The organism is Prevotella multiformis DSM 16608, from assembly GCF_000191065.1.
GTDB classification, from domain to species: domain Bacteria; phylum Bacteroidota; class Bacteroidia; order Bacteroidales; family Bacteroidaceae; genus Prevotella; species Prevotella multiformis.
In genome coordinates this window covers 793,928-814,700 of sequence record NZ_GL872282.1, presented here as the reverse complement: position 1 = coordinate 814,700, position 20,773 = coordinate 793,928, and the positions used below count along the sequence as shown (strand labels likewise).

Annotated in this window: 13 protein-coding genes; 4 read left to right on the top strand and 9 right to left on the bottom strand. The window is 59.5% G+C overall.

What is annotated here, in order from left to right; translation table 11 throughout:
* Positions 1-215: 215 nt before the first annotated feature.
* On the bottom strand, positions 216-3,764 hold the full coding sequence (gene mfd / locus HMPREF9141_RS03350; protein WP_007367072.1) for a transcription-repair coupling factor: 3,549 nt from the start codon (positions 3,762-3,764) through the stop codon (positions 216-218).
* Between the two features lie 703 nt (positions 3,765-4,467).
* Between mfd and HMPREF9141_RS03340 the strand changes: the two genes are divergently transcribed.
* The 4 genes from HMPREF9141_RS03340 (at position 4,468) to rbr (ending at position 10,399) form a co-directional block, all read left to right on the top strand.
* Positions 4,468-6,192, top strand: a complete 1,725-nt coding sequence (locus tag HMPREF9141_RS03340; protein WP_007367070.1) for a DUF4153 domain-containing protein — start codon at positions 4,468-4,470, stop codon at positions 6,190-6,192.
* A 101-nt stretch (positions 6,193-6,293) separates the two neighbouring features.
* On the top strand, positions 6,294-7,181 hold the full coding sequence (gene fabD, locus HMPREF9141_RS03335) for an ACP S-malonyltransferase (protein WP_004353593.1): 888 nt from the start codon (positions 6,294-6,296) through the stop codon (positions 7,179-7,181).
* A gap of 176 nt (positions 7,182-7,357) precedes the next feature.
* Positions 7,358-9,523, top strand: coding sequence for an alpha-amylase family glycosyl hydrolase (locus tag HMPREF9141_RS03325; protein ID WP_007367069.1), 2,166 nt, complete (start codon positions 7,358-7,360; stop codon positions 9,521-9,523).
* Positions 9,524-9,745: 222 nt separating this feature from the next.
* The gene (gene rbr, locus HMPREF9141_RS03320; RefSeq protein ID WP_007367068.1) at positions 9,746-10,399 is read left to right on the top strand and encodes a rubrerythrin; all 654 of its coding nucleotides are present in this window, start codon (positions 9,746-9,748) and stop codon (positions 10,397-10,399) included.
* Between the two features lie 212 nt (positions 10,400-10,611).
* On the opposite strand, the gene HMPREF9141_RS03315 is transcribed toward rbr, so the two are convergent.
* The 8 genes from HMPREF9141_RS03315 to HMPREF9141_RS03280 form a co-directional block, all read right to left on the bottom strand.
* Complete coding sequence (locus tag HMPREF9141_RS03315; RefSeq protein WP_007367067.1) at positions 10,612-11,655, bottom strand: AMP-binding protein; 1,044 nt, start codon at positions 11,653-11,655, stop codon at positions 10,612-10,614.
* Positions 11,652-12,746, bottom strand: coding sequence for an o-succinylbenzoate synthase (locus HMPREF9141_RS03310; protein WP_007367066.1), 1,095 nt, complete (start codon positions 12,744-12,746; stop codon positions 11,652-11,654). Before HMPREF9141_RS03310 ends, HMPREF9141_RS03315 begins: the two co-directional genes overlap by 4 nt.
* 1,080 nt (positions 12,747-13,826) lie before the next feature.
* Positions 13,827-14,930 (bottom strand): Mrp/NBP35 family ATP-binding protein, encoded by a 1,104-nt coding sequence (locus HMPREF9141_RS03305; RefSeq protein WP_007367061.1) that lies wholly within the window; start codon positions 14,928-14,930, stop codon positions 13,827-13,829.
* Between the two features lie 116 nt (positions 14,931-15,046).
* Positions 15,047-15,256: a hypothetical protein gene (locus HMPREF9141_RS13300; RefSeq protein WP_007367060.1), complete on the bottom strand. Its 210-nt coding sequence runs from the start codon at positions 15,254-15,256 to the stop codon at positions 15,047-15,049.
* A gap of 419 nt (positions 15,257-15,675) precedes the next feature.
* Entirely contained in the window at positions 15,676-17,028 is a 1,353-nt protein-coding gene (locus HMPREF9141_RS03300) for a zinc ribbon domain-containing protein (protein ID WP_007367058.1), read from the bottom strand.
* 58 nt (positions 17,029-17,086) lie between these two features.
* Complete coding sequence (locus HMPREF9141_RS03295; RefSeq protein ID WP_007367057.1) at positions 17,087-17,794, bottom strand: glycoside hydrolase family 25 protein; 708 nt, start codon at positions 17,792-17,794, stop codon at positions 17,087-17,089.
* A gap of 261 nt (positions 17,795-18,055) precedes the next feature.
* Entirely contained in the window at positions 18,056-19,783 is a 1,728-nt protein-coding gene (locus tag HMPREF9141_RS03290) for a GH25 family lysozyme (RefSeq protein WP_007367056.1), read from the bottom strand.
* A 615-nt stretch (positions 19,784-20,398) separates the two neighbouring features.
* Positions 20,399-20,686, bottom strand: a complete 288-nt coding sequence (locus HMPREF9141_RS03280; protein ID WP_007367053.1) for a HaeII family restriction endonuclease — start codon at positions 20,684-20,686, stop codon at positions 20,399-20,401.
* Positions 20,687-20,773: the final 87 nt, after the last annotated feature.

Below are 20,773 nucleotides of genomic sequence, written 5' to 3'. Positions count from 1 at the left end.
TATTCCGTATTCGTATGTTTTTCCCTTTGAAGTTTCAAATACCCGGGGCAACAAGGACACAGGCTTCCGCTTGTCTTCCGCCTTTCAGACACTGACAATGCTTCCACCTGTTCCCTTGCTCCCATTGCCCGTCTTGCACAGTCTGCCAGAAGTCCGATGACTTTCCAGGCCGTGCTTATCCGGAGGCTGTACACACCCGCCAGAACAGAATACCGCTATCCGGCGGACGGCAGGGCGCGCGTCCCGCTCTCGATCTCCCTCAACACCTTCACGCCGTCTTCCACGGTCTTCACGTCGCCGACCACCATCGACCGCTTGCCGTTCTTCTCTTTCAGGCTGCAGCGGCGGGGATGCTGCCCGATATAGTCCAGCACCTTGCCGAAGGCGGCACTCTGATAGTACATGCTGCGGGGATTGGACACGAACTGCATCTGCATCCGTCCCTGCTTGAGGATGATCTTCTCGCAGCCCAGCCGCTTGCCCACGCGGCGCAGGGCCACGACCTGCATCAGCTCCTCGCCCTGCCGCGGGACGGGGCCGAAGCGGTCCTGCAGCCGGCGGCGGTAGGCCTCGAGGTCGCTGTCCTTCTCGATGTTGTCCAGTTCCCGGTAGAGCAGCATCCGTTCCGAGCTGCCCGGCACATAGTTGTCGGGGAAGTACATCTCGAGGTCGCTCTCCACGGCACAGTCGTCGATGAAGTCGTCGCCCGTGATCTGCTTCCCCTCGCCCATCTCCTCCGCATAAAGGTCCTGGAACTCGTCGTTCTTCAGTTCCATCACCGCCTGGCTGAGGATTTTCTGATAGGTCTCGTAGCCCAGGTCCTCCATGAATCCGCTCTGTTCCGCCCCCAGGAGGTTGCCGGCCCCCCGGATGTCAAGGTCCTGCATGGCCAGGTTGAAGCCGCTGCCGAGGTCGGAGAAGGTCTCCAGCGCCTCCAGCCGGCGGCGCGCCTCGGGGTTCAGAGCGGCCAGCGGCGGCGCCAGCAGGTAGCAGAAGGCCTTTTTGTTGGAGCGTCCCACCCGTCCGCGCATCTGGTGCAGGTCGGAGAGTCCGAAGCGGTGGGCGTCGTTGATGATGATGGTATTGGCATTGGGGATGTCGATGCCGTTCTCCACGATGGTCGTCGAGAGCAGCACGTCATAGTCGTAGTTCATGAACCCCATCACGGTCTCCTCCAGCTCCTCGGGCTTCATCTGTCCGTGCCCGACGGCGACTCGGCAGTCGGGGACGTACTTCCTGATGAGGTCGGCGATCTCCTGCAGGTTGCTGATCCGGTCGTTGACGAAGTAGATCTGTCCGTTGCGGCTCATCTCGAAGTTGACGGCGTCGGCGATCACCTCGTGCGAGAAGGAGGCTATCTCGGTCTGGATGGGATAGCGGTTGGGCGGCGGCGTGCGCATGATGCTCATGTCGCGCGCCCCCATCAGCGAGAACTGCAGTGTCCTCGGGATCGGCGTCGCCGACATGGTGAGCGTGTCGACGTTCGTCTTCAGCTGCCGCAGCTTCTCTTTTGTCGCCACGCCGAACTTCTGTTCCTCGTCGATGATGAGCAGCCCGAGGTCGTGCCACTTCACGGACTTCCCTATCAGCTTGTGCGTGCCGACGAGGATGTCGATCTTCCCCTCCGCCAGGTCGGCCAGCACCTGCCGGGTCTGCTTCGGGCTGCGGGCCCGTGAGAGGTAGTCTACCCGCACCGGCATGTCCTTCAGCCGCTTCCGGAACGTCTGGTAATGCTGGAAGGCCAGCACGGTCGTGGGCACGAGCACCGCCACCTGCTTGTTGTCGGCGGCGGCCTTGAAGGCGGCGCGGATGGCCACCTCCGTCTTGCCGAAGCCCACGTCGCCGCAGACGAGGCGGTCCATCGGGCGTGCGCTCTCCATGTCCTGCTTCAGTTCCTGCGTGGCCTTCAGCTGGTCGGGGGTGTCCTCGTAGAGGAACGAAGCCTCCAGCTCGTGCTGCATGAACGAGTCGGGCGAGAAGGCGAACCCCTTCTCCCGCCGCCGTCTGGCATAGAGGCGGATGAGGTCGCGCGCGATGTCCTTGATGCGCTTCTTCGCCTTCTCCTTCAGCCGGTCCCATGCGCCCGAACCGAGAACCGACAGGCGGGGCGGCTCGCCGGTGTCGCCGCGGCGGTACTTGCTGATCTTGTACAGCGAGTGGATGGACACGTCGACGATGTCGTTGTGCTGATAGACGAGGCGGATCATCTCCTGGTAGGAGTCGCCGGCCGGCACACGGACAAGTCCGGCGAACCGGCCGATGCCGAAGTCCACGTGGACGAGGAAGTCGCCGGGTTCCATCTCCTGAAGCTCTTTCATCGTCAGGGCCATCTTGCCCTGACGCGCCCTGTCCGACTTGAGGCTGTACTTGTGGAAACGGTCGAAGATCTGGTGGTCGGTGAAGAAGCATACCTTCAGCGTGCCGTCGACGAAGCCCTCGTGCAGCGTGCGGTTGACCGGGGTGAAGGGGATGGAGCCCCCGTTCGCCCCGGCAGAGGCGGCGACGCCGTCCGCCACCGACAGGTTCTCGGAGTCTGCCGCCGGACCGCCGCCGGACCGGGAGTCGAAAATATCTCTCAGGCGTGCCGTCTGCTTCTCGCTGTCGGCGAAGATGTAGAGCCTGTACCCCTGGAGGAGGTAGTCGCGGAGGGTCTTCGACAGGAGGTCGAAGTTCTTGTGGAAGAGGGGCTGCGGGGAGGTGGCGAAGCCGACCGCCGCCCGGCTGCCGTCGCCCTTCCCGGCCGGTTCGGGGACGGAACGGCCGGCGCCGAACTCGATGCGGCGGAAGTCCAGGGCGTCGCTCATCCAGCGCGAGGCCGGGACGAGCAGTCCCTCCCGGCGGAAGGCCTGCTCCAGCTCGCGCTGTTCCATCTCCGTCTTTCCCTCCAGCTTCTCCGTCACGGCCTGCGAGGTGAACCCCTCCTGGTAAATCCGGTCTATGGCATCGCGCACATAGAGGAAGTCCTTGAAAGCCAGCACGGCGTCTTCCGGCAGGAAATGCAGGAACGGCACCTTCTCTTCCGACAGCGTCGTCAGTTCAGGTACGATCTCCACCCGCTCCAGTTTCCTGTCAGAGAGCTGCGTCTCCACCTCGAACGTGCGGACGGTCTCGATGTCGTCGCCGAAGAAGTCGATGCGGAACGGCAGCTCGTTCGAGTAGGAATACACGTCGATGATGCTGCCGCGCACGGCGAACTGCCCCGGTTCGTAGACATAGTCGGTCTCGCTGAATCCGAACGACCGCAGGGTCTTTTCCACCTCTACGATGCCGGTGTGCTGTCCGACGGCCAGCGTCAGCCGCCGTTCGTCCAGCTGCCGCTTCGACACCACCAGCTCCGCCAGGGCCGACGGCTCGGTCACGATGAAGAGCGGCAGCGGGCGCTCCTTCTCCGAAGCCAGGGCGGAGAGCCGCGTCAGCACCTCCGTCCGCAGTATCTCGTTGCCGGCATCGCGCTGCCCGTACTTCACGGCGCGCCGGTAGGCCGAGGGGTAGAAGAGCACATCCGCCACCCTGTCCTCGCCGTCTTCCGGCATGGCGACCGTCCTGAGGTCGTTATAGAAATAGCCGGCCTCATCGCTGTCGTTCAGCACGAAGACGGTCGTCGCCTTCCACCGTTCAGCGACCGATGCAAAGAACACCGGGGCCGCCGACGCCACGAGTCCCTGCAGGAAAACCGTCTTCACCGACGCGTCTTCCTGTACCTTCCGTACCGCTTCTGCCTGCGGCAGCATAGCGTATAGTTTCCGTATATCCTGTATCTTCATCGCAAATGCGTTGTGCGTGCAAAGTTACAATAAAATTCAGACAGAGGGCACAAAACGGCCCGTCCTTTCAGGGACGGCGGCCACTTTTCCGGCGGAAGAGGCACGGCGGGGAAGAAACGGACGGGAGGGCAGAGCACGTCCCCGGGCAGGCGGGAACACGGTTCCCGACCGGTTGGGAACAGGATTCCCGGCCGCCGGTACCCGAGTTCCCGGCCGCCGGTATCCGAGCTCCCGGCAGCCCGCCGGAGAATACGACAGCGGCCCCGCCGGGAATCCTGCTCACACAGAGACACGGAGGACACGGAGAAGGAGGCAGCTCCGGTGCGGAGAGGAAGGGAGGACTGGAGGGAAAGAGAGGAGGAGGGGAAGCGAGAAGGGAGGGAGAGCCGTTTTCTAATCCCTGCCTATACATTCAGCGGAAGACCGGGATTTACAGGGTGCAGAGCAGGTACGCCGGTGAAAAACGCAGCCTCCATTAAAGAACGGACTGATCGGGACCGCATTCATCGGGAATGATCATCTTGGATCTAAATAAGGAAAACACTTCCTTTACCCGACTTTCCTCTGAAGAAAAGCAGTTTCCTTACCCAATCGGCTCATAAACCAAGGTTTTTATGTAAATTTGCTGCGGAATCAACACAAAGTCCGGCTCCGCACCTGCCTTCAGGCAGACAGGAAGCCGGTGCTGAAACATTGAAAGCGTATGACACCATTGAAGAAGCCAAGCCTTGCAGACTGGAGCAGCCGTCTTGTGGAGACGGTCGGCCGCTTTCCGGTTACTTTCGTGTATATCGTCCTTGCCACGGTGCATCTCTGGTTCGTCTGCGGGAAGATGCCGGGGGACGATTATACCTGTATCGATTTCCTGGCCGACCTGCTGACCCTGGGCGGAATCGTACTCTCCTATATGCTCCATCTGTTCATGGAGGGGCGTGCGGGAGGCCGGCAGCACGTCGTCATGCTGTCGGCGAACATCGTGTGGATTGCGGTCTGCTCGTTTTTCGCCTGCCACTATCCGCTGGACGGTGCCATGACGGCCGCCTGCATAGCCTGCTGCGTGGCCGTTGCGGTGAGCCTCTTCATCGTTCCTTTCCGCCGGCTGGGGGACGACCGGCCCGCCATCCGCTTTGCCATCGGATTCCTGGGGCGTGCGGGGCTGGCCATAGCCGTTTCGGGACTCCTGTTCCTGGGGCTGGAGCTGCTGGTGCTGTCTTTTCTCTATCTGTTCGATGCCCAGGTCAGCGACAGCCATTTCCTTTATCTTCTGGTCTTCTGCTTCGTGTTCCTGGCACCCACGCTGGTCGTCGTGCAGACACCTTCGGCCGAAAAGAACCGTACGCCCCGCGACTGGATGCAGCACAGGTTCATGAACGGCGTCATCCATTTCCTGCTCCTCCCCCTGCTCTTCGCCTATCTCGCCACGCTGTATCTCTACGTCTTCAAGATCATCCTCGAATGGACACTGCCCGACGGATGGGTAAGCTGGCTGGTAACGGCGCTGATGTTCCTTACCGTCATTGTTGTCCATCTGCTCTATCCTGTCCGTTTCCAGGCGGAAGACAGACGGTTCGACAGGAGGGTCCTCCGCTGGCTGCCGCTTGCCGTGCTGCCGCTGCTGGTGCTGATGACCATCGGCATCGTCCGCCGTTTCAGCGACTACGGCGTGTCGGTGCTGCGTGTCTATCTGCTGGCGTTCAACGTCTGGTGCTATGCCGTCTGCATAGGGCTCTGTGTGACGAGGGCGAAACGGCTGTGGTGGATAGGCGGCTCGTTTGCCGGCGTGCTGCTGCTCCTCTCGGTCCTGCCTTACAATGTCTATTCGTTCACGTGCGGCCAGCTGTGCCGGGACATCAGAAGCCTTGCGGAGAAGAAGGGCATCCGTCACTTCCCCATGCGGGATGCGGAGCTGAGACAGATATGGGAGGGTCCGGAGGACGGGCAGTCCCAGCTCCTTGAAGACAAACTCGTCTATCTCTATACCCATTATGACACAACAGACATCAGCAGGGTCGTTGATGCGAAGGCGGTCCCGATGCAGGATTTTCTTTCCGGCGAACCTTCCTTCACGACAGTCAACGATATGTATTACTTCAACATCCAGTGTTCTGCCTCCGACAGTGTATTGGAGATACCGAAGGGATATGCCGCTTTCCGGACGGTCAGGTATGATTATGAAACGGGCTTCCTGCCGTGTTACGTCAAGCATGACACCTTGAGCGTGACGATACCTTATCAGTACCGGGGCAGAAAGACGGCCGACACTGTCCGGATGCCGGTTGCGAAGCTGAAGGAACTGAACGAAAGCCGCATACAGCATCCGGCTCTTTTCTACGGCCGGCACACCTGCCTGTACCTGACGGGTCTGACCTGCTACGAGGAAGAGAAGGACGAGAACGGCTTTCTGTCGGGCATTCTCTTCGTAAAGTGAGGGACAAGCAGGGGCTTTTCAGGACGATTTCTTCTTTATCTGCTTTATTTTCTGTATCTTTGCACGCTGTAGAGTATTAACAATTAAACAATTGACAAAAGATGAAAGCATTTGTATTCCCAGGACAGGGATCTCAGTTTGTCGGCATGGGCAAGGAACTCTATGAGAGCAACCCGCTGGCAAAGGAACTTTTCGACAAGGCAGACGAGATTCTTGGCTTCAAGATAACCGGCATCATGTTTGCCGGAACGGACGAGCAGCTGAAGGAAACCAAGGTGACGCAGCCTGCCGTGTTCCTCCACAGCGTCATCTCCGCCCTCTGCTTAGGCGATGCGTTCAAACCCGACATGGTGGCCGGCCACTCTCTGGGCGAGTTCTCCGCACTGGTCGCCGCCGGCGCGCTGAGCTTCGAGGACGGACTGAAACTCGTTGCGGCACGTGCCAACGCCATGCAGAAGGCCTGCGAGAAGAACCCGGGCACGATGGCGGCCATCATCGGCCTGCCTGACGAGAAGGTGGAGGAAGTCTGCGCAACGGTATCCAAGGAAGGGAAAGTCTGCGTGGCAGCCAACTTCAACTGCCCCGGCCAGCTGGTCATCTCCGGTTCGAAGGAAGGCATCGAGGAGGCCTGCGAACTGCTGAAGGCTGCCGGTGCCAAGCGTGCATTGCCGCTGAAGGTGGGCGGTGCGTTCCACTCTCCGCTGATGCAGCCGGCCAAGGACGAGCTGCAGGCAGCCATCGAGGCGACGGAGTTCAACACGCCGAAGTGCCCTGTCTATCAGAATGTGGATGCCCTCCCGCACACCGATCCGGCCGAGATCCGGAAGAACCTCATCGCACAGCTCACCTCGAGCGTACGCTGGACGAAGAGTGCGCAGAACATGATCGCCGACGGCGCCGACGAGTTCATCGAGTGCGGTCCGGGCAAGGCCCTGCAGGGCATGCTCGCCCGCATCGACCGCAATGTCAATGCGCACGGCATAGATTAAGCCCCCACCCTGCCCTCTGGAGAGAGGGCAGGAGCCGCAGGAAAGTCAAGAACAAGAATATGGATTTGCAGGTCTGTCAGGACAGGAGGTCCGTCCGCCGGCCGGCGCACCTGCAAGAATTGTAAGCACAGACCTTTCCGCTCCGCCGTCCCGGAAGAGCGGAAAGGCGATTTCAAATGAAAACTAAATTAGTTATCTACCAGATCCTCACCCGCACCTTCGGCAACCGCAACCTTACCCGCAGAGCATACGGAACGCTGGAGGAGAACGGTGCGGGGAAGATGAACGACTTCGACGGCAAGGTGCTGCAGCGCATCCATGACCTCGGTGTCACCCATCTCTGGTTCACCGGCATCATCCGCCATGCGACGTGTACGGACTATTCCGCCTTCGGCATACCGTGCCAGAACCCCCGGGTCGTGAAGGGACGTGCCGGGTCGCCGTATGCCATTACCGACTACTATGACATCGACCCCGACATCGCCGTGGATGTAGACGCACGCATGGCAGAGTTCGAGGCGCTCGTCGGCCGCACCCATGCGGCCGGCATGAAGGTACTCATGGACTTCGTGCCCAATCACGTCGCACGCCAGTACAGAAGCATCGCCCGGCCGCAGGGCGTGGAGGACCTCGGCGAGGGAGACGACACCGGCAAGCATTTCGATGCGCAGAACAACTTTTACTACTGTCCGGGCGAACGGCTCGACCTCTCCAGCATCTCCGAAAGCGAGTACGCCCATGGTGCCGGACCCTACGAGGAGTTCCCCGCGAAGTGTACCGGCAACGACCGCTTCGACGCCCATCCGCAGCAGAACGACTGGTACGAGACGGTCAAGCTGAACTACGGTGTGGATTACTGCGACGCGGGCGGCAGAAGCTGCCACTATAATCCCGTCCCCTCCACGTGGAAGAAGATGACCGACATCCTGCTCTTCTGGGCGGCGAAGGGTGTCGACGGCTTCCGCTGCGACATGGCCGAGATGGTGCCGCATGAGTTCTGGGCATACGCCACGCGGCAGGTCAAGGCCCTTTATCCGGAAACCCTCTTCATCGGCGAAGTCTATGACCCCGGCCAGTACCGCATGTACGTGGAGTCCGGGTTCGACTATCTGTACGACAAGGTGGGGATGTACGACTGCATCCGCGGCGTGATCTGCGACCAGCGGCCGGCATCGTCCATCACCCGCGAGTGGCAGCAGGTGGACGACATCCGCGACCACATGCTCTACTTCCTCGAGAACCACGACGAGCAGCGCATCGCCTCCGACTTCTTCGCCGACAATCCGTGGAAAGGGGTGCCGGGGATGATCGTCTCCGCACTCCTCCAGCAGAACCCCGTCATGGTCTATGCAGGACAGGAGTTCGGCGAAAGGGGCATGGACAAGGAAGGCTTCTCGGGGCGTGACGGCCGTTCGACCATCTTCGACTACTGGACGTGCGAGGCCGTCTACAAGGGATTCTTCCACCGTGACACGCTGACGACCGACGAGAAGAAGCTGTCGCTGGTCTACCAGGGCATCCTCCGTTTCTGCAACCGGGAGAAGGCCGTGCGTGAAGGACAGACCTTCGACCTCATGTACGCCAACAACCAGAGCTACCAGTTCAATCCCCGCCGGCAGTTCGCCTTCCTGCGCAAGGCCGATGACGAGGTGCTGCTGGTCGTCGCCAACTTCGACGACCGCCGTGTACAAATCAGCGTCACCGTGCCGGCCCATGCCTACGATTTCCTCGGTCTGCCCGAGCAGGAGGTGGAGATGACCGACCTGCTTTCCGGCTTCACGAAGACAGCGGAACTGAAACGTGACGGACAGATCGCACTGGATGTCCCCGGGAACTATGGCCGGATTTACAAGTTCAACATAAAGAAGAAGACCGTGGAATACGTATTGAATTCGCACAACAAAGAGGAGTTCCCGCCGGCGCATACCGCCGAGCATCTGCTGAACCAGGTGATGTTCCGTCTGTTCGGCGCGGCACGCAGCACCAATGCGCACATCGAACGGAAGAAGAGCAAGATGACCTTCATCCTCGACCACAAGCCCGACCGCAAGGAAGAGAAGGCGATAGAGGACGAGATGAACCGGCTGATCGCCGACGACCTGCCGGTGACCTTCGAGCTGGTCGACCGCGACAGCCTCCCCGAAGGCGTCAGCCTTGACCGCCTGCCCGAGGACGCATCGGAAATGCTGCGTCTTGTCCGCATCGGCGACTATGACGTGTGCCCCTGCATCGGCAGGCACGTGCGCTCCACTGCACAGATCGGCCGCTTCGAGCTGTTAGGCACCAACTGGGACGAGCAGAAGCATGCCTTCCGCATCCGCTTCAAGGTGATTCCGGCGTGAGGCTTTTCCCTTTTAATTATCCACCGTCTAAATAGGTCGGATCCGAGAAAAAACATCGATGAAAACCTGGATAGTATCGGATTAAATTCCTAACTTTGCACCCGAAAGGTTGAAATAATTACAGGAATCGGACGATGCCCTATCCGGCTGTACACCAGTAGGGTGAAGCGGCCTGCAGCCACAAAAGAACAAGATTGGATTACATTATAATACAAAGACATTATGAAGAAGAAATTTATTTGCACCGTCTGTGGTTATATCCACGAAGGAACAGAGGCACCGGCAGAGTGCCCGGTATGTCACGCAAAAGCCGGCAAGTTCAAGGCTTTCGACCCGGCAGCCCTGAAGGGCACGAAGACCGAGCAGAATCTCAAGAATGCTTTTGCCGGTGAGAGCCAGGCGCACACCAAGTACCTCTACTATGCTTCCAAGGCCAAGAAGGACGGCTACGAGCAGATCGCCGGTTTCTTCGAGGAGACAGCACGCAACGAGAAGGAACACGCCAAGATCTGGTTCAAGTTCCTGCACGAGGGCGACATCCCGACAACGACCCAGAACCTCGCAGACGCCGCTGCCGGTGAGAACTGGGAGTGGACGGACATGTACGACCAGATGGCAAAGGATGCCGAGGCGGAGGGATTCCCCGAGCTGGCTGTCAAGTTCCGCGGCGTAGGCCAGGTGGAGAAGCACCACGAGGAGCGTTACCGCAAACTCCTGAAGAACATCGAGGACAGCGTGGTGTTCTCACGCGAAGGCGACTGCATCTGGCAGTGCCGCAACTGCGGACACATCGTAGTCGGCAAGAAGGCACCTGCTGTCTGCCCGGTCTGCAACCATCCGCAGAGCTTCTTCCAGGTACAGGAGAACAACTTCTAAGACCACGGCGGCAGCCTCATCCCACGGCCGCCGGGACGGCAGAAGGACATGGCGGGGCGACCCGCCGGGGGCTGCAACAGACATGAAGAAACCCCGGAAGTCTGACAAAAGGACTTCCGGGGTTTCTCGTGTCTATGCCGAAAAGGGCTGCGCCGCCGTGCACGCCGGTCCGGAGAGACGGTATGCGGACCGGTCACCGGACGGCAGCGTCGTCAGCGGATGGAGCCGTCGCCCGCCCTGCACAGCGCAAGGGCCAGGGCTTTGATTTCCGCCCGCGCAGGTTTGCCGGTCGCCGTCTGCGGGATGACGGCGGCATGGAGGATGCGGCGGGGCTGCCAGAACTTAGGCAGACACCGCCGGCAGAGCGCATCGACCGCAGGGGTGTCGGTCTGTGTGGTAAGCAATACGACCGCCTCGCCGAACCGCTCGTCCGGGCAGCTTGTGACGGCGAAACCGCCTGCGAGGAGCGGTTTCAGACGGCGTTCCACTTCCTCTGTCTGGATTTTGATGCCGCCGGAATCGATCACATTGTCCTTCCGCCCGAGGATGCGGAAGCCGCAGAGCGGAGAAGCATCCGCCGGACGGGAAGGGCGCAGTTCGGCCCTGTCGCGGGTCACCAGCGGACGGGAGCAGACCGCCGGGGCATTGACGACGAGGCAGCCGTCCTCGTCGAGCCATACCTCCACGCCCTCGAAAGGCCGGTACCAGCCGTCGGCACCGGGGCCGTTCAGCCGCCGGAGGGCAATGTGCGAGAGCGTCTCCGTCATCCCGTAGGTGCTCCATACGGCATGGGGGAAGTCGTGCAGGGCGGCAGCCAGCCTGTCGTCCACCGCTCCGCCGCCGATGATCAGATGGCGGATGCGCCGCAGCCTCTCGTGCTCCCCGGCGACCTGCAGGGAATTGTAAACCTGCAGCGGTACCATGGCGGCGAAGGTGATCTCGCCGTCAGGGTCGGGCAGCCGGGACAGTGAGGAGTCGGAGAGCGGATGCCCGGAAGGGGGTACGGAAAGCAGATGCAGCCGGCGTTCGATGCTTCGCACCACGACCATCTTCCCTGCAATGTAGTCGAGCGGCATGCAGAGCAGCGCTGTGTCGCCGGCCTTCAGTCCGAGGAAATCGCAGGTGATGCGGGCAGAGTTAAGCATCCGCCGTTTCTCCACCCACAGCGGTTTCGGCCGGCCGGTCGATCCGCTTGTATGGACGAGAAGCCGCGGACTGTCGTTCCGCCATTCGGAAAGGAAATCCTGTAGTGTCATTGCCAGCGGTTTTTGTCGGAAGCCGGCGCCGTCACGTCCGGGCGATCCTTCTCCTGACGGCATGCCCACAGCTGGTCGCCCCTTATCGCCAGCGGCATGGGAATGTTGTCTGCAAAGAGCCGGCCTGTACCCAGTCCCTGCGGCAGGCTGATGTGCGGTCCGTAGACATCGGCCGTGAGCTGGGCGACGGCGTTCAGCCCGACGTTGCTTTCCAGGGCAGAGGTTATCCACGACCCGATGTGGCGTTCCCCGGCCAGCCGGATCCATTCCCTCGTGCCCGCCATGCCGCCGTGGAGGCTCGGCTTGAGGACGATGTACTGCGGACGGAGGGTGTCGAGCAGCCTCGCTTTCTCCGTGGAATCGTTCACGCCGATGAGCTCTTCGTCGAGGGCTACCGGCAGGGGGGATGCGGCGCACAGGCGCACCATCTCCCGCCACTGGTGCTGCCGGACGGGCTGCTCGATGGAGTGGATGCCATACGGTGCCAGGGCTTCCAGCCGCTGCAGCGCCTCTTCCGGACGGAAGCCGCCGTTGGCATCTACACGCAGTTCCACCTGTTCCCGGGGGAACGTCCGGCGGATGTGCCGGACGAGGTCGAGTTCCCTGTCAAAGTCGATGGCTCCGATCTTCAGTTTCACACAGCGGAATCCCGCCTCGAGCTTCGCTTCCAGCCGCCTGTACATCTCGTCGAAAGTCCCCATCCAGACGAGGCCGTTGATGGGAATCCCCTCCTCCCCGCGCCCGAACGGCGTGCCGAAGAAGTCGGTGCTGCCCCCTGCATCCAGCTGCGCCTTCGCCGTCTCCAGACCGAAGAGCATGGACGGATAGGGGCGCAGCGCATCGATGTCCAGACGGCCTGTGCGGCAGAAGTCGGTGCAGAAGCGGCGCAGCGTCCGTTCGTATTCCCCGTCGGGCAGCGCGTCGCACGACAGATCCGGGAGGGTGGCGCACTCTCCCAGTCCCGTCACGCCCGGCCGTCCGCTGTCCGACAGGGTGAGGTAAAAACTCTTCCTTGTAGTGTAGACCCCCCTTGACGTTCCTGCCGGCTGGAGAAAGTGAAGCGTCCTTGAGGTGATTGCTATGCTGTACATTTCTGTTCCTTTTTCATCCGTTCCGGTCCCCGTTCCTTTTCCGTCTGTCCAAGACGCAGGTCCCGGTCTGCGCACGGGGGGACAGAACTGTCGGATCCGGAAGCCCCCGTGTGCAGCCGAATCCGTATCCAAAGTTACGGAAAAACAACGGATCGTACAAATTTTCAGACGATGTTCTGACAGACAGCTGTCCGGCAGACATTTCCGGTTCTTCCGTTAAATGGATAGGCGGGGATAGAATAAAGGGCTTGTGCACTTGCATAGCATGACTCTCCGAAAACGGATGGTCGTACAAAGGAGGATGGACTACAGGAAAAAATGCAGAAAAAGTAAATTGACACAATGTCCATCCATCAGCCTGTCTTTCCATCTTCTACAAACAATTTATTCCCTTACCACCGGTGTTTGTAAAAATTTTTATGCGGTTCAAAGCTGACACATGCTCTTTTAGCTCCTGAAAGATGCCTGATTGGCTTGCAACAGGTGCTCTTTTGAGGTGTTGCCAACGCCCTTTTGGAGGCCAATCAGTCATCTTTTACGAACGGATTAATAACCATTTGATAGACTGCTGGTTACAGTCCTGCTTTTTACACGTTCCTTTTATATTTGCAGATGATTTGTTTGAAATCATGTAATGCTTTTTCAAAATCTTATCTGTCTTTTTCACGTATTAAAATGAAAAGGTCTTTGTATCAGCGGAGGATCACAGAATGGATCGCTGCCAGTCCCGGCTATGTCTTTGTTGAATGAATCACCTTGGTTCATCCGTCAAGGCTATACGAAAAGCATCCACGCAGCGCAGGGAAGTCCATGACCTCCAAGTTCCTGCCGGACAGCGACCGTCCGGAAGGCTTCATGCCGCCATACCGCCAAAACGAAACTGCCCCTGTCCCGATTCCATGGAAAAAGAGCCCTGCCAGCCTCTGACGATGAGTACTGACAAGGCTCTCGATGAACGGATGTCATAAGGAATATGCAAAGGCACCTCACGTCGGTCTGCCGCTGAGGGCGATTGCCGGTTCTTTGTGCTTTCTCAGAACCGGTCTCAGGCAGGTCTGCCGGATTTCCGGAGACAACGGATCATTCGTTCTTCACATTGACAATCTTCGTCGGGGCCTGCTCTTTGTTGCGGCGGTTCACCACCGTCACGACCGACTGTGCCAGACTGAGGAAAGCCCGTCCCGTCGCAGTGTCCACCTGCGCGGCAGCCGGCGTCCCGTTGTCGCCGTTCTCGCAGATGCTCTGCACGATCGGAATCTGTGCCAGCAGCGGGCAGTCGAGTTCCCTGGCGAGGTTCTTGCCGCCGTCCTTGCCGAAGATGTAGTATTTGTTTTCAGGGAGTTCGGCCGGCGTGAACCAGGCCATGTTCTCCACCAGCCCGAGGATGGGGATGTTCACCTTGTCGTTGCGGTACATGTCGATACCTTTGCGCGCATCGGCCAGGGCGACGTTCTGCGGTGTCGATACGATGACGGCTCCCGTGATGGCGAGCGTCTGCATGAGGGTGAGGTGGATGTCGCTCGTCCCCGGCGGCGTGTCGAGGATGAAGTAGTCGAGTTCGCCCCAGTCGGCATCGGCGATGAGCTGTTTCAGTGCCGCCGTCGCCATGCCGCCGCGCCAGAGCGTGGCGGTGTCAGGACTGACGAAGAATCCGATGGAGAGGAGCTTCACGCCGTATTTCTCGATCGGTTCGATGAGCTGGCGGCCGTCCTTCCGTATGCCGTACGGCCGTTCGTCCTCCACGCCGAACATCTTGGGCATGCTCGGTCCGAAGATGTCGGTGTCGAGCAGCCCCACCTTGTAACCCAGCCGTGCCAGGGCGATGGCGAGGTTGGCGGAGACGGTGCTCTTGCCTACGCCGCCCTTGCCGGAGCTGACGGCGATGATGTTCCTCACCTCCGGGAGGAGCTTGCCCACCTCCGGCCGCGGCGCATTGCGGAACTCGGTGGTGATGTGTACCTCCACGTCCTTGCCCACGGAGTAGTGGATCTGCGCCTCGGCCGCCTTGACGGTGGACTTGAGGAACGGATCCGTCTCACGCGGGAAGATGAGCGTGATGCGCACCTTGTTGCCGTTGATGCTGGGGGTGTCCGCCAGCATCTCACTCTCGATGATGTTCTTCTTTGTGCCCGGGTAGATTACTTTCTCCAGGGCTTCTGTGATGAGTTTTGGATATAGTGTCATTGTTTTCTTGATGTCTTAGAGAGTCCCCCCTCCGACGGAGAGGAATGTCTGACGGGGTGACGGGGGATGAAGTTTCCGGGAAGCCGGGGATGGAAGGACAGGGGGTGACGGGATGATTACAGACGGGCTATCTCTTCCGGTGCAAGGCCTGTGGCCGGGGCGATGATGTCGGTCGGTGTTCCCAGTTCCCGCATCCGCTTGACAATCTCGGACATCGCCTCGGCCCATCCCGCAGCATGCCCTTCTGCAGGCCGCCCACATCGGTTACCGGCTTCCTGCACGGACTTCCTGTCTGCGAAGATAGCAACAAATTTACAATGATGCAAATTTTATCGGGAGAAATCAGGGACTTCAGGGATTTGGAGCGATGAGGTCTGTCTCGTGCGTTGATGACTTTGATGAAATACCCCATAGAGGCAGAGAGGGAGGCAAGAACCCATGACAGAGGCACTGCCAGTGCGTGGAGCAGAGGACGCAGCAGGCCAACGTCCGGGACTGCACTTCCCGCTGAAAGGACGGACCGTCTTTCCGGGCGACGGGGGCGGTCATCTGCAGACCCATGGGAAAGACGGCTGAACAGCATCCTCTTCCAGGGAACAGGTCTCCGTAAACACACCGGGAGACCGGGGACGGATAAACCGCAGAGGCAGACCGCCCGCAGAACAGCCCCCTGTAAAAAGAAACACACCGAGAGGATCCGGTCATGAATCCTGTCGGTGTGCAGCTTCCTTGAAGTCCCGTCTGTCTATATCTGGTTCCAGTTCACGCTTGTGATTCTTCCGCCCTTGACAACGGCCGAAATGACATAGCTCCGTCTGGACCTGCCGCCTTTACGCTCAATGTCGAGCGTGGCAGGCACTTTCAGGCGGAGCTCCGCCCCCTCGTCGTTGCTGTCCTTGGTAATCTCGGCCGGCGATCCGAGGCGCCAGTTGATGGTCTTGACATCAGCCTGATAGAGCCTGTCGGTCATGTAGCGGCGGATGTCCTTCGCCGTTGCACCGCCTGCACCGAGAAAACTCAGCGAGGGTGCGACGGCGCCTGCTATCTTGTCGCTGCTCTTGCTGTTCATACCCTGCAGCAGCTGCCGGACAGCCCCGAGGGCAGACGACTTCTCGTCATCTGAGACGGTATGTACCAGAAGCCGCTTCAGCTTCTCATCCGCCTCCCTGCTGTGTATGCCGTCCGCATGCTGCGCCTTGTATCCGAGGTAGGCATTCTCGTCGTCCTTCGCCGCCGCCTGCGCCCAGTCCATCTCGTCGATCCGCGCCTCTACCTCCTTGCGGTGCTTCGAGGCGGGATATTTCGCAAGAAACCGCTTCAGTTCTTCCGTCGAATTGCCCGACATGGCGGCTGCCAGCTCCCTGTCGGCAGTCTGCAGGCTGCGGTCGGCTGCCACCAGCCTCTTCAGCCGGGCGGAGACGCTGTCCCGGTGGGTCTTCGGAGCAGCGGGATGCTCGGAGAGATAGTTCTGAAGGACGGTCGGTTCGTCGCTGGAGAGCGCCAGCGCATAGGCCTCCTGCTCGCCGTTCGCCCGGCTCACCCCGGCTCCCTGGTTGTACAGAAACAGCAGGACGGCGGCCGTGATGGCCGCAATGAGCAGCGACACCGCCAGCGATACATGGCCGTGCTTCTGCGCCGGCTTCTCCGCACCGGCTTCGTCCGCTTCCTGCACCGCCTCAGCGGCAGCGATCACATCCTCATCGGCATCGTCCTCCATGAGGAAATCGGCGTCTACCGTCGCTTCATCGGCATCCGCGGACGGAGTACGCACAGTATCGCGCACAACCTCTTTCCTTTCGCCGGCCGGCTTCTGTGCGCCGGCGCCGGCAGTCTCTTTCCCGTCCGCCGGATGTTCTTCCATAGGCAGGACGACAATCGGTCCAGCCGCCTTCGTCCCGTCCGTCCCGCCTCTCTTTCCGGCAGACGGGTTCTCCGTCTCCGTATGGTGACAGTTCGGGCACGACGGTTCCTCCTTGAGGTAGAGTTCGCCGCAGTGGGAACATCTGACGATGTGTCCGGCGATCTCCACGCCGCAGCTCGGACAGACAGGTGCCTTGTCGCTCACTTGATGGCCACATTCAGGGCATTTGATGATCATTTACGTAATGTAAGATTATAGTTGTGTTGTCAATTGTCGCAGTCTCTCTCCACGCATACTATCGCCGCCGTCGGTAGCGTATCTCCCTCATGCTGTGCTTTCCCATCAGCCTCGACTTGTCCACGTAGCCGTTCACGCCGTTGATGCGTCCCTTTCCGGTGTACTGCCAGGCGAAGATGTCCCTGCCGTCCTGCAGCACCGGTTCGCGTCCGTTGTACTGTGCGATGAACAGCTTGTAGCCGTCCAGCGCACCGCTGAGGTAGCGGTCGTAGAAATTGGTGTAGGTGTACACCAGCGGCCGCACGCCGTACTCTCTCGTCATGAGGACGAGGAACCGCTGCAGGCTGTCGCGCAGCGCCTCGCGTCCCAGGCCGCCCGTCGTCTCGATGTCGACCATCGGGATGAGGTCCTGGTCCTGCGGGCGGCACTGCATACGGAAGTTGCGCAGCTGCTCTTCCTGCGGGACGGCAGGCCGGTAGAAGTGATAGGACCCTACATTCATGCCGTAGCGCTGCGCCGCCTCGATGTTGTCAAGGTAACGCTGGTCGGTGCGCGAACCGCCTTCCGTCGCCTTCAGGTAGACATAGTTGAGCTTGTGGTTGCTGTTTTCGGCCACCGTCTCCCACCATACGTCACCCTGGTAATGGCTCATGTCGAGTCCGTGGATGTGGCTGCAGGTGTCTTCGCATTGGATGTTGTATTGTGCCCGGAGTCCTGTGAAGGAGAATATGCAGAGGATAAAGAACAATAGTTTTTTCAATTCCATAAATGCAAAGGTAACATTTTAAGTTGAGACGGCGGATTGAAAAGGATATAATTTAGTTTTTCTTAAGGCAGCCCGAATCCTCAGAATCTCCAGAACGGAAGGGAGAGGGAGCGGACAGAAGGAGGCACTGCCCTTCTGCCTTGGAAGTCCGGCAGATCCGATAAATTCCCTTTGGCAGAGACCCTGCCCCACGCCCGGACAGGACGGCAGAACCGGCAATGACAGACGGGAAATGGACAGGACGGCGGATGCCGGCACGGGTCAGAAGCAGTGCCGCTTCAGGAAATCCTCGTACTGGTTGCGGTAGCCGTTGAAGACGTTGATGTCCACGTCGCCGTGGATGCCCCGCACCTTCCCGTCAGGGCTCAGCTGCCAGTAAGCCAGCTTGATGTCGGGTTTGTATTCGCCGTAGCGGGCTATCCAGACGAGGTAGTTGTCGACGAGGTCGGGTGCCAGCGGCAGGTAATTGTCGGCGAACATCTGACTGACATACAGGATGGGCCGGCGACCCGTGCGCCGCCGCACATGCGTCATCCATGCACGGATGCTGCGGAACATCGCCGCCGCACCGCCCATCCTGGCAATCTGTGCGTCGCTCGGCTCCACGTCCAGCACCGGCGGGAGGTCGCCCTTGCCGAAACGGCTGCATTGCAGGAAATGGCCGGCCTGCGCCCCGCCGGGCGACGTGGTGGAGAAGAAGTGGTAGGTCCCCGTGCGGATGCCGTGCCGCCGCGCCTCGGCATAGTCGGTGAGATAATAGGCGTTGCGCACCGTACAGCCCTCCGTCGACTTCACATAGGCGAACGAGACGGGATAGTCCACCCGGCCCCTGACGGTCTTGCTGCTCAGCGTGCCGAGGTGCGTGATGCGGATCCGGTTCCAATAGATGTGATAGTACCGGCCGCGCTGCTCGTGCTGGTGCTTCGAGAGGTCGATGCCGTAGATGCGGTCCGCATTGTACGTGAGGCGTTCGCCCTTGAACACGTCTTCCTTCCACTCGCCCACCTGCAGATACTCATGCGGGGCGACATAGATCCCGAATCCGTCACGGCGGCCGCCCTTCCAGTGGCCGTCGTAGAAGCCGCCGTCATCGCCGTAGAACCGTCCGTAGCCGTCAGGAAGCCCTTTCCGCACCTCACCGTCGTAGCGGCCGCCGGCCACGCGGATGCCCTTGGGCTGCGGCCCCGCCGCCACGGCAGGATGCTTCCGGCGGTATTTCTCCAGCTCGTCCATCGCCTTGCCGGACCGCAGGCGGGTCGTGACACGGAATGGTGTCATGCCGTCTGCCGTCTGCAAGAGCACGGCACCGCGTTCCTTGTAGATTCTCAGGCGGTTGCAGACGGTACGCTCCCCCGGACCGGAGGCGATGGAATAACGGTTCACCTGCCGGACACGGAGGCGGACAGGCGAGGCGGACAGGTCGTGTACCGTCTTCAGCACGCTGCGGAGCGAGTCCATCCGGCGCACGACCTCCGCATGATAGCCGGCGATTCTGTTGTACCCGTAGTCCTGCACGCTGTGTACGCGGAGGTAATAGCCCGTCTCGTTGCGCACGGTCTGCAGCCCGCCCAGCTCCGTATCCATCCTGGCCAGCGTGCGGAAGAGCACCCGGCGCAGAGCGGCGTCCCTGAGATTGACGACCGGGTCGGGACGGCAGTTCCAGCGGATGACGATCCGGCCGAAGCAGGAGGGGACGACAGGCAGCCGGTTCACCCAGTAGCCGCGCTGTACGATGCGCCGGGCAGGGATGGAGTCCCGGCCGACCGTCCCGCCCGTGAAGACCGAATCGGCATAGTCGGCGAAGCAGGCCGCCGTCTTTCCGTCCGCCTCCAGCACGTAGTACGAGGTCTGGGCGACAGACACGGCACTCTCTTCCACCTCCCGCTGCGAGGGAGGAAGACTACGGATGATGAGACAGGCAAATAGGAGAACGGCCGTCATGCCGCCTCCTATGTATGCGAGCCGCCTGCCAAGGCGCAGTTGAGACATCTGTCTAATTATTTAAAAACACTGCAAAATTACACAAAGACTGTGATTTATCAGCCCATCGGACAAAGAAAGTTTTTTTTCTTCAGAGGAAAGATACGGATTATTTTCATTCCGTTGGACTTCAGTTTTTTTGTCCGTCTCGTCCCGGATTCCTGCATCGACAGGTCATGAGAAATACCTTTGATGGATTTTGGCCTTTTGTGCGGCATCTGCAGTCCGACTGATGGGCAGGGGTCTGCCGCAATTTGACAATGCCCATATAAACAAAAGCCTAATGCGGAATCTCCAGAATCTGCTTCGAAATGGACGGAGCCGTGACCTGAAGTTTTACATCTGCATGATGGATTTTCTCTTCCCGGATTCCCTTGCGGCTTTCTGTGTCCCGACTGCGGGCACAGCCTGGTGTCCTGTCGAGGCCTGGACGGAACGAGAAAGAGGGTGTGTCAAAGTCCGATTCCCACTAAAGACAGCAGTCATTTGTAAAGAACAACCGCTACCAAAGAGTCAACAACTCAATGATAGCGGTTGTTCTGATATTTATGAGGGGTTGAAACTGTCAACATGAAAGGAGACTTTTCTGAATTTTAGCTTTTACTTTCCCTTTTATTTTGTATATTATTGCCAAAAGTCATTTGATATTTTTTCATAATGCCTTTGAGTCAGTGCATCTGGTAAAGCATCAAGAGAAGGGAACTCTAACTGCATCTCTTCTGATAATGTGTTAAGCAACTTGCTTGCCAGTAATTCAGAGTAAGTGCCTGTTAAGGCTTTCTTATACCATTTTATCAACTCTTTTTCTGTGACAATATTTTGTATTTTGCTTTTCCAGCCTATCTGATTTAGGAGGGAAACTATGGTTTTTTCTTCAGCATCCTTACATACTAAGTAGATGTTGAAAAACACTTTATATCATATTTTTTGCGTACCTTTGTGCGAACATATAAAAGAAGTACAACTATCGGAAAGATCAAGATTATAGAACTGACAGAC

Excerpts from the sequence above, each read along its gene's own strand:
- fabD (WP_004353593.1), top strand. The coding sequence starts at position 6,294 with ATGAAAGCATTTGTATTCCCAGGACAGGGATCTCAGTTTGTCGGCATG.
- HMPREF9141_RS03340 (WP_007367070.1), top strand. The coding sequence starts at position 4,468 with ATGACACCATTGAAGAAGCCAAGCCTTGCAGACTGGAGCAGCCGTCTT.
- HMPREF9141_RS03325 (WP_007367069.1), top strand. The coding sequence starts at position 7,358 with ATGAAAACTAAATTAGTTATCTACCAGATCCTCACCCGCACCTTCGGC.
- HMPREF9141_RS03315 (WP_007367067.1), bottom strand. The coding sequence starts at position 11,655 with ATGACACTACAGGATTTCCTTTCCGAATGGCGGAACGACAGTCCGCGG.
- HMPREF9141_RS03295 (WP_007367057.1), bottom strand. The coding sequence starts at position 17,794 with ATGGAATTGAAAAAACTATTGTTCTTTATCCTCTGCATATTCTCCTTC.
- rbr (WP_007367068.1), top strand. The coding sequence starts at position 9,746 with ATGAAGAAGAAATTTATTTGCACCGTCTGTGGTTATATCCACGAAGGA.
- HMPREF9141_RS03310 (WP_007367066.1), bottom strand. The coding sequence starts at position 12,746 with ATGTACAGCATAGCAATCACCTCAAGGACGCTTCACTTTCTCCAGCCG.
- HMPREF9141_RS03305 (WP_007367061.1), bottom strand. The coding sequence starts at position 14,930 with ATGACACTATATCCAAAACTCATCACAGAAGCCCTGGAGAAAGTAATC.
- mfd (WP_007367072.1), bottom strand. The coding sequence starts at position 3,764 with ATGAAGATACAGGATATACGGAAACTATACGCTATGCTGCCGCAGGCA.
- HMPREF9141_RS03290 (WP_007367056.1), bottom strand. The coding sequence starts at position 19,783 with ATGTCTCAACTGCGCCTTGGCAGGCGGCTCGCATACATAGGAGGCGGC.
- HMPREF9141_RS03300 (WP_007367058.1), bottom strand. The coding sequence starts at position 17,028 with ATGATCATCAAATGCCCTGAATGTGGCCATCAAGTGAGCGACAAGGCA.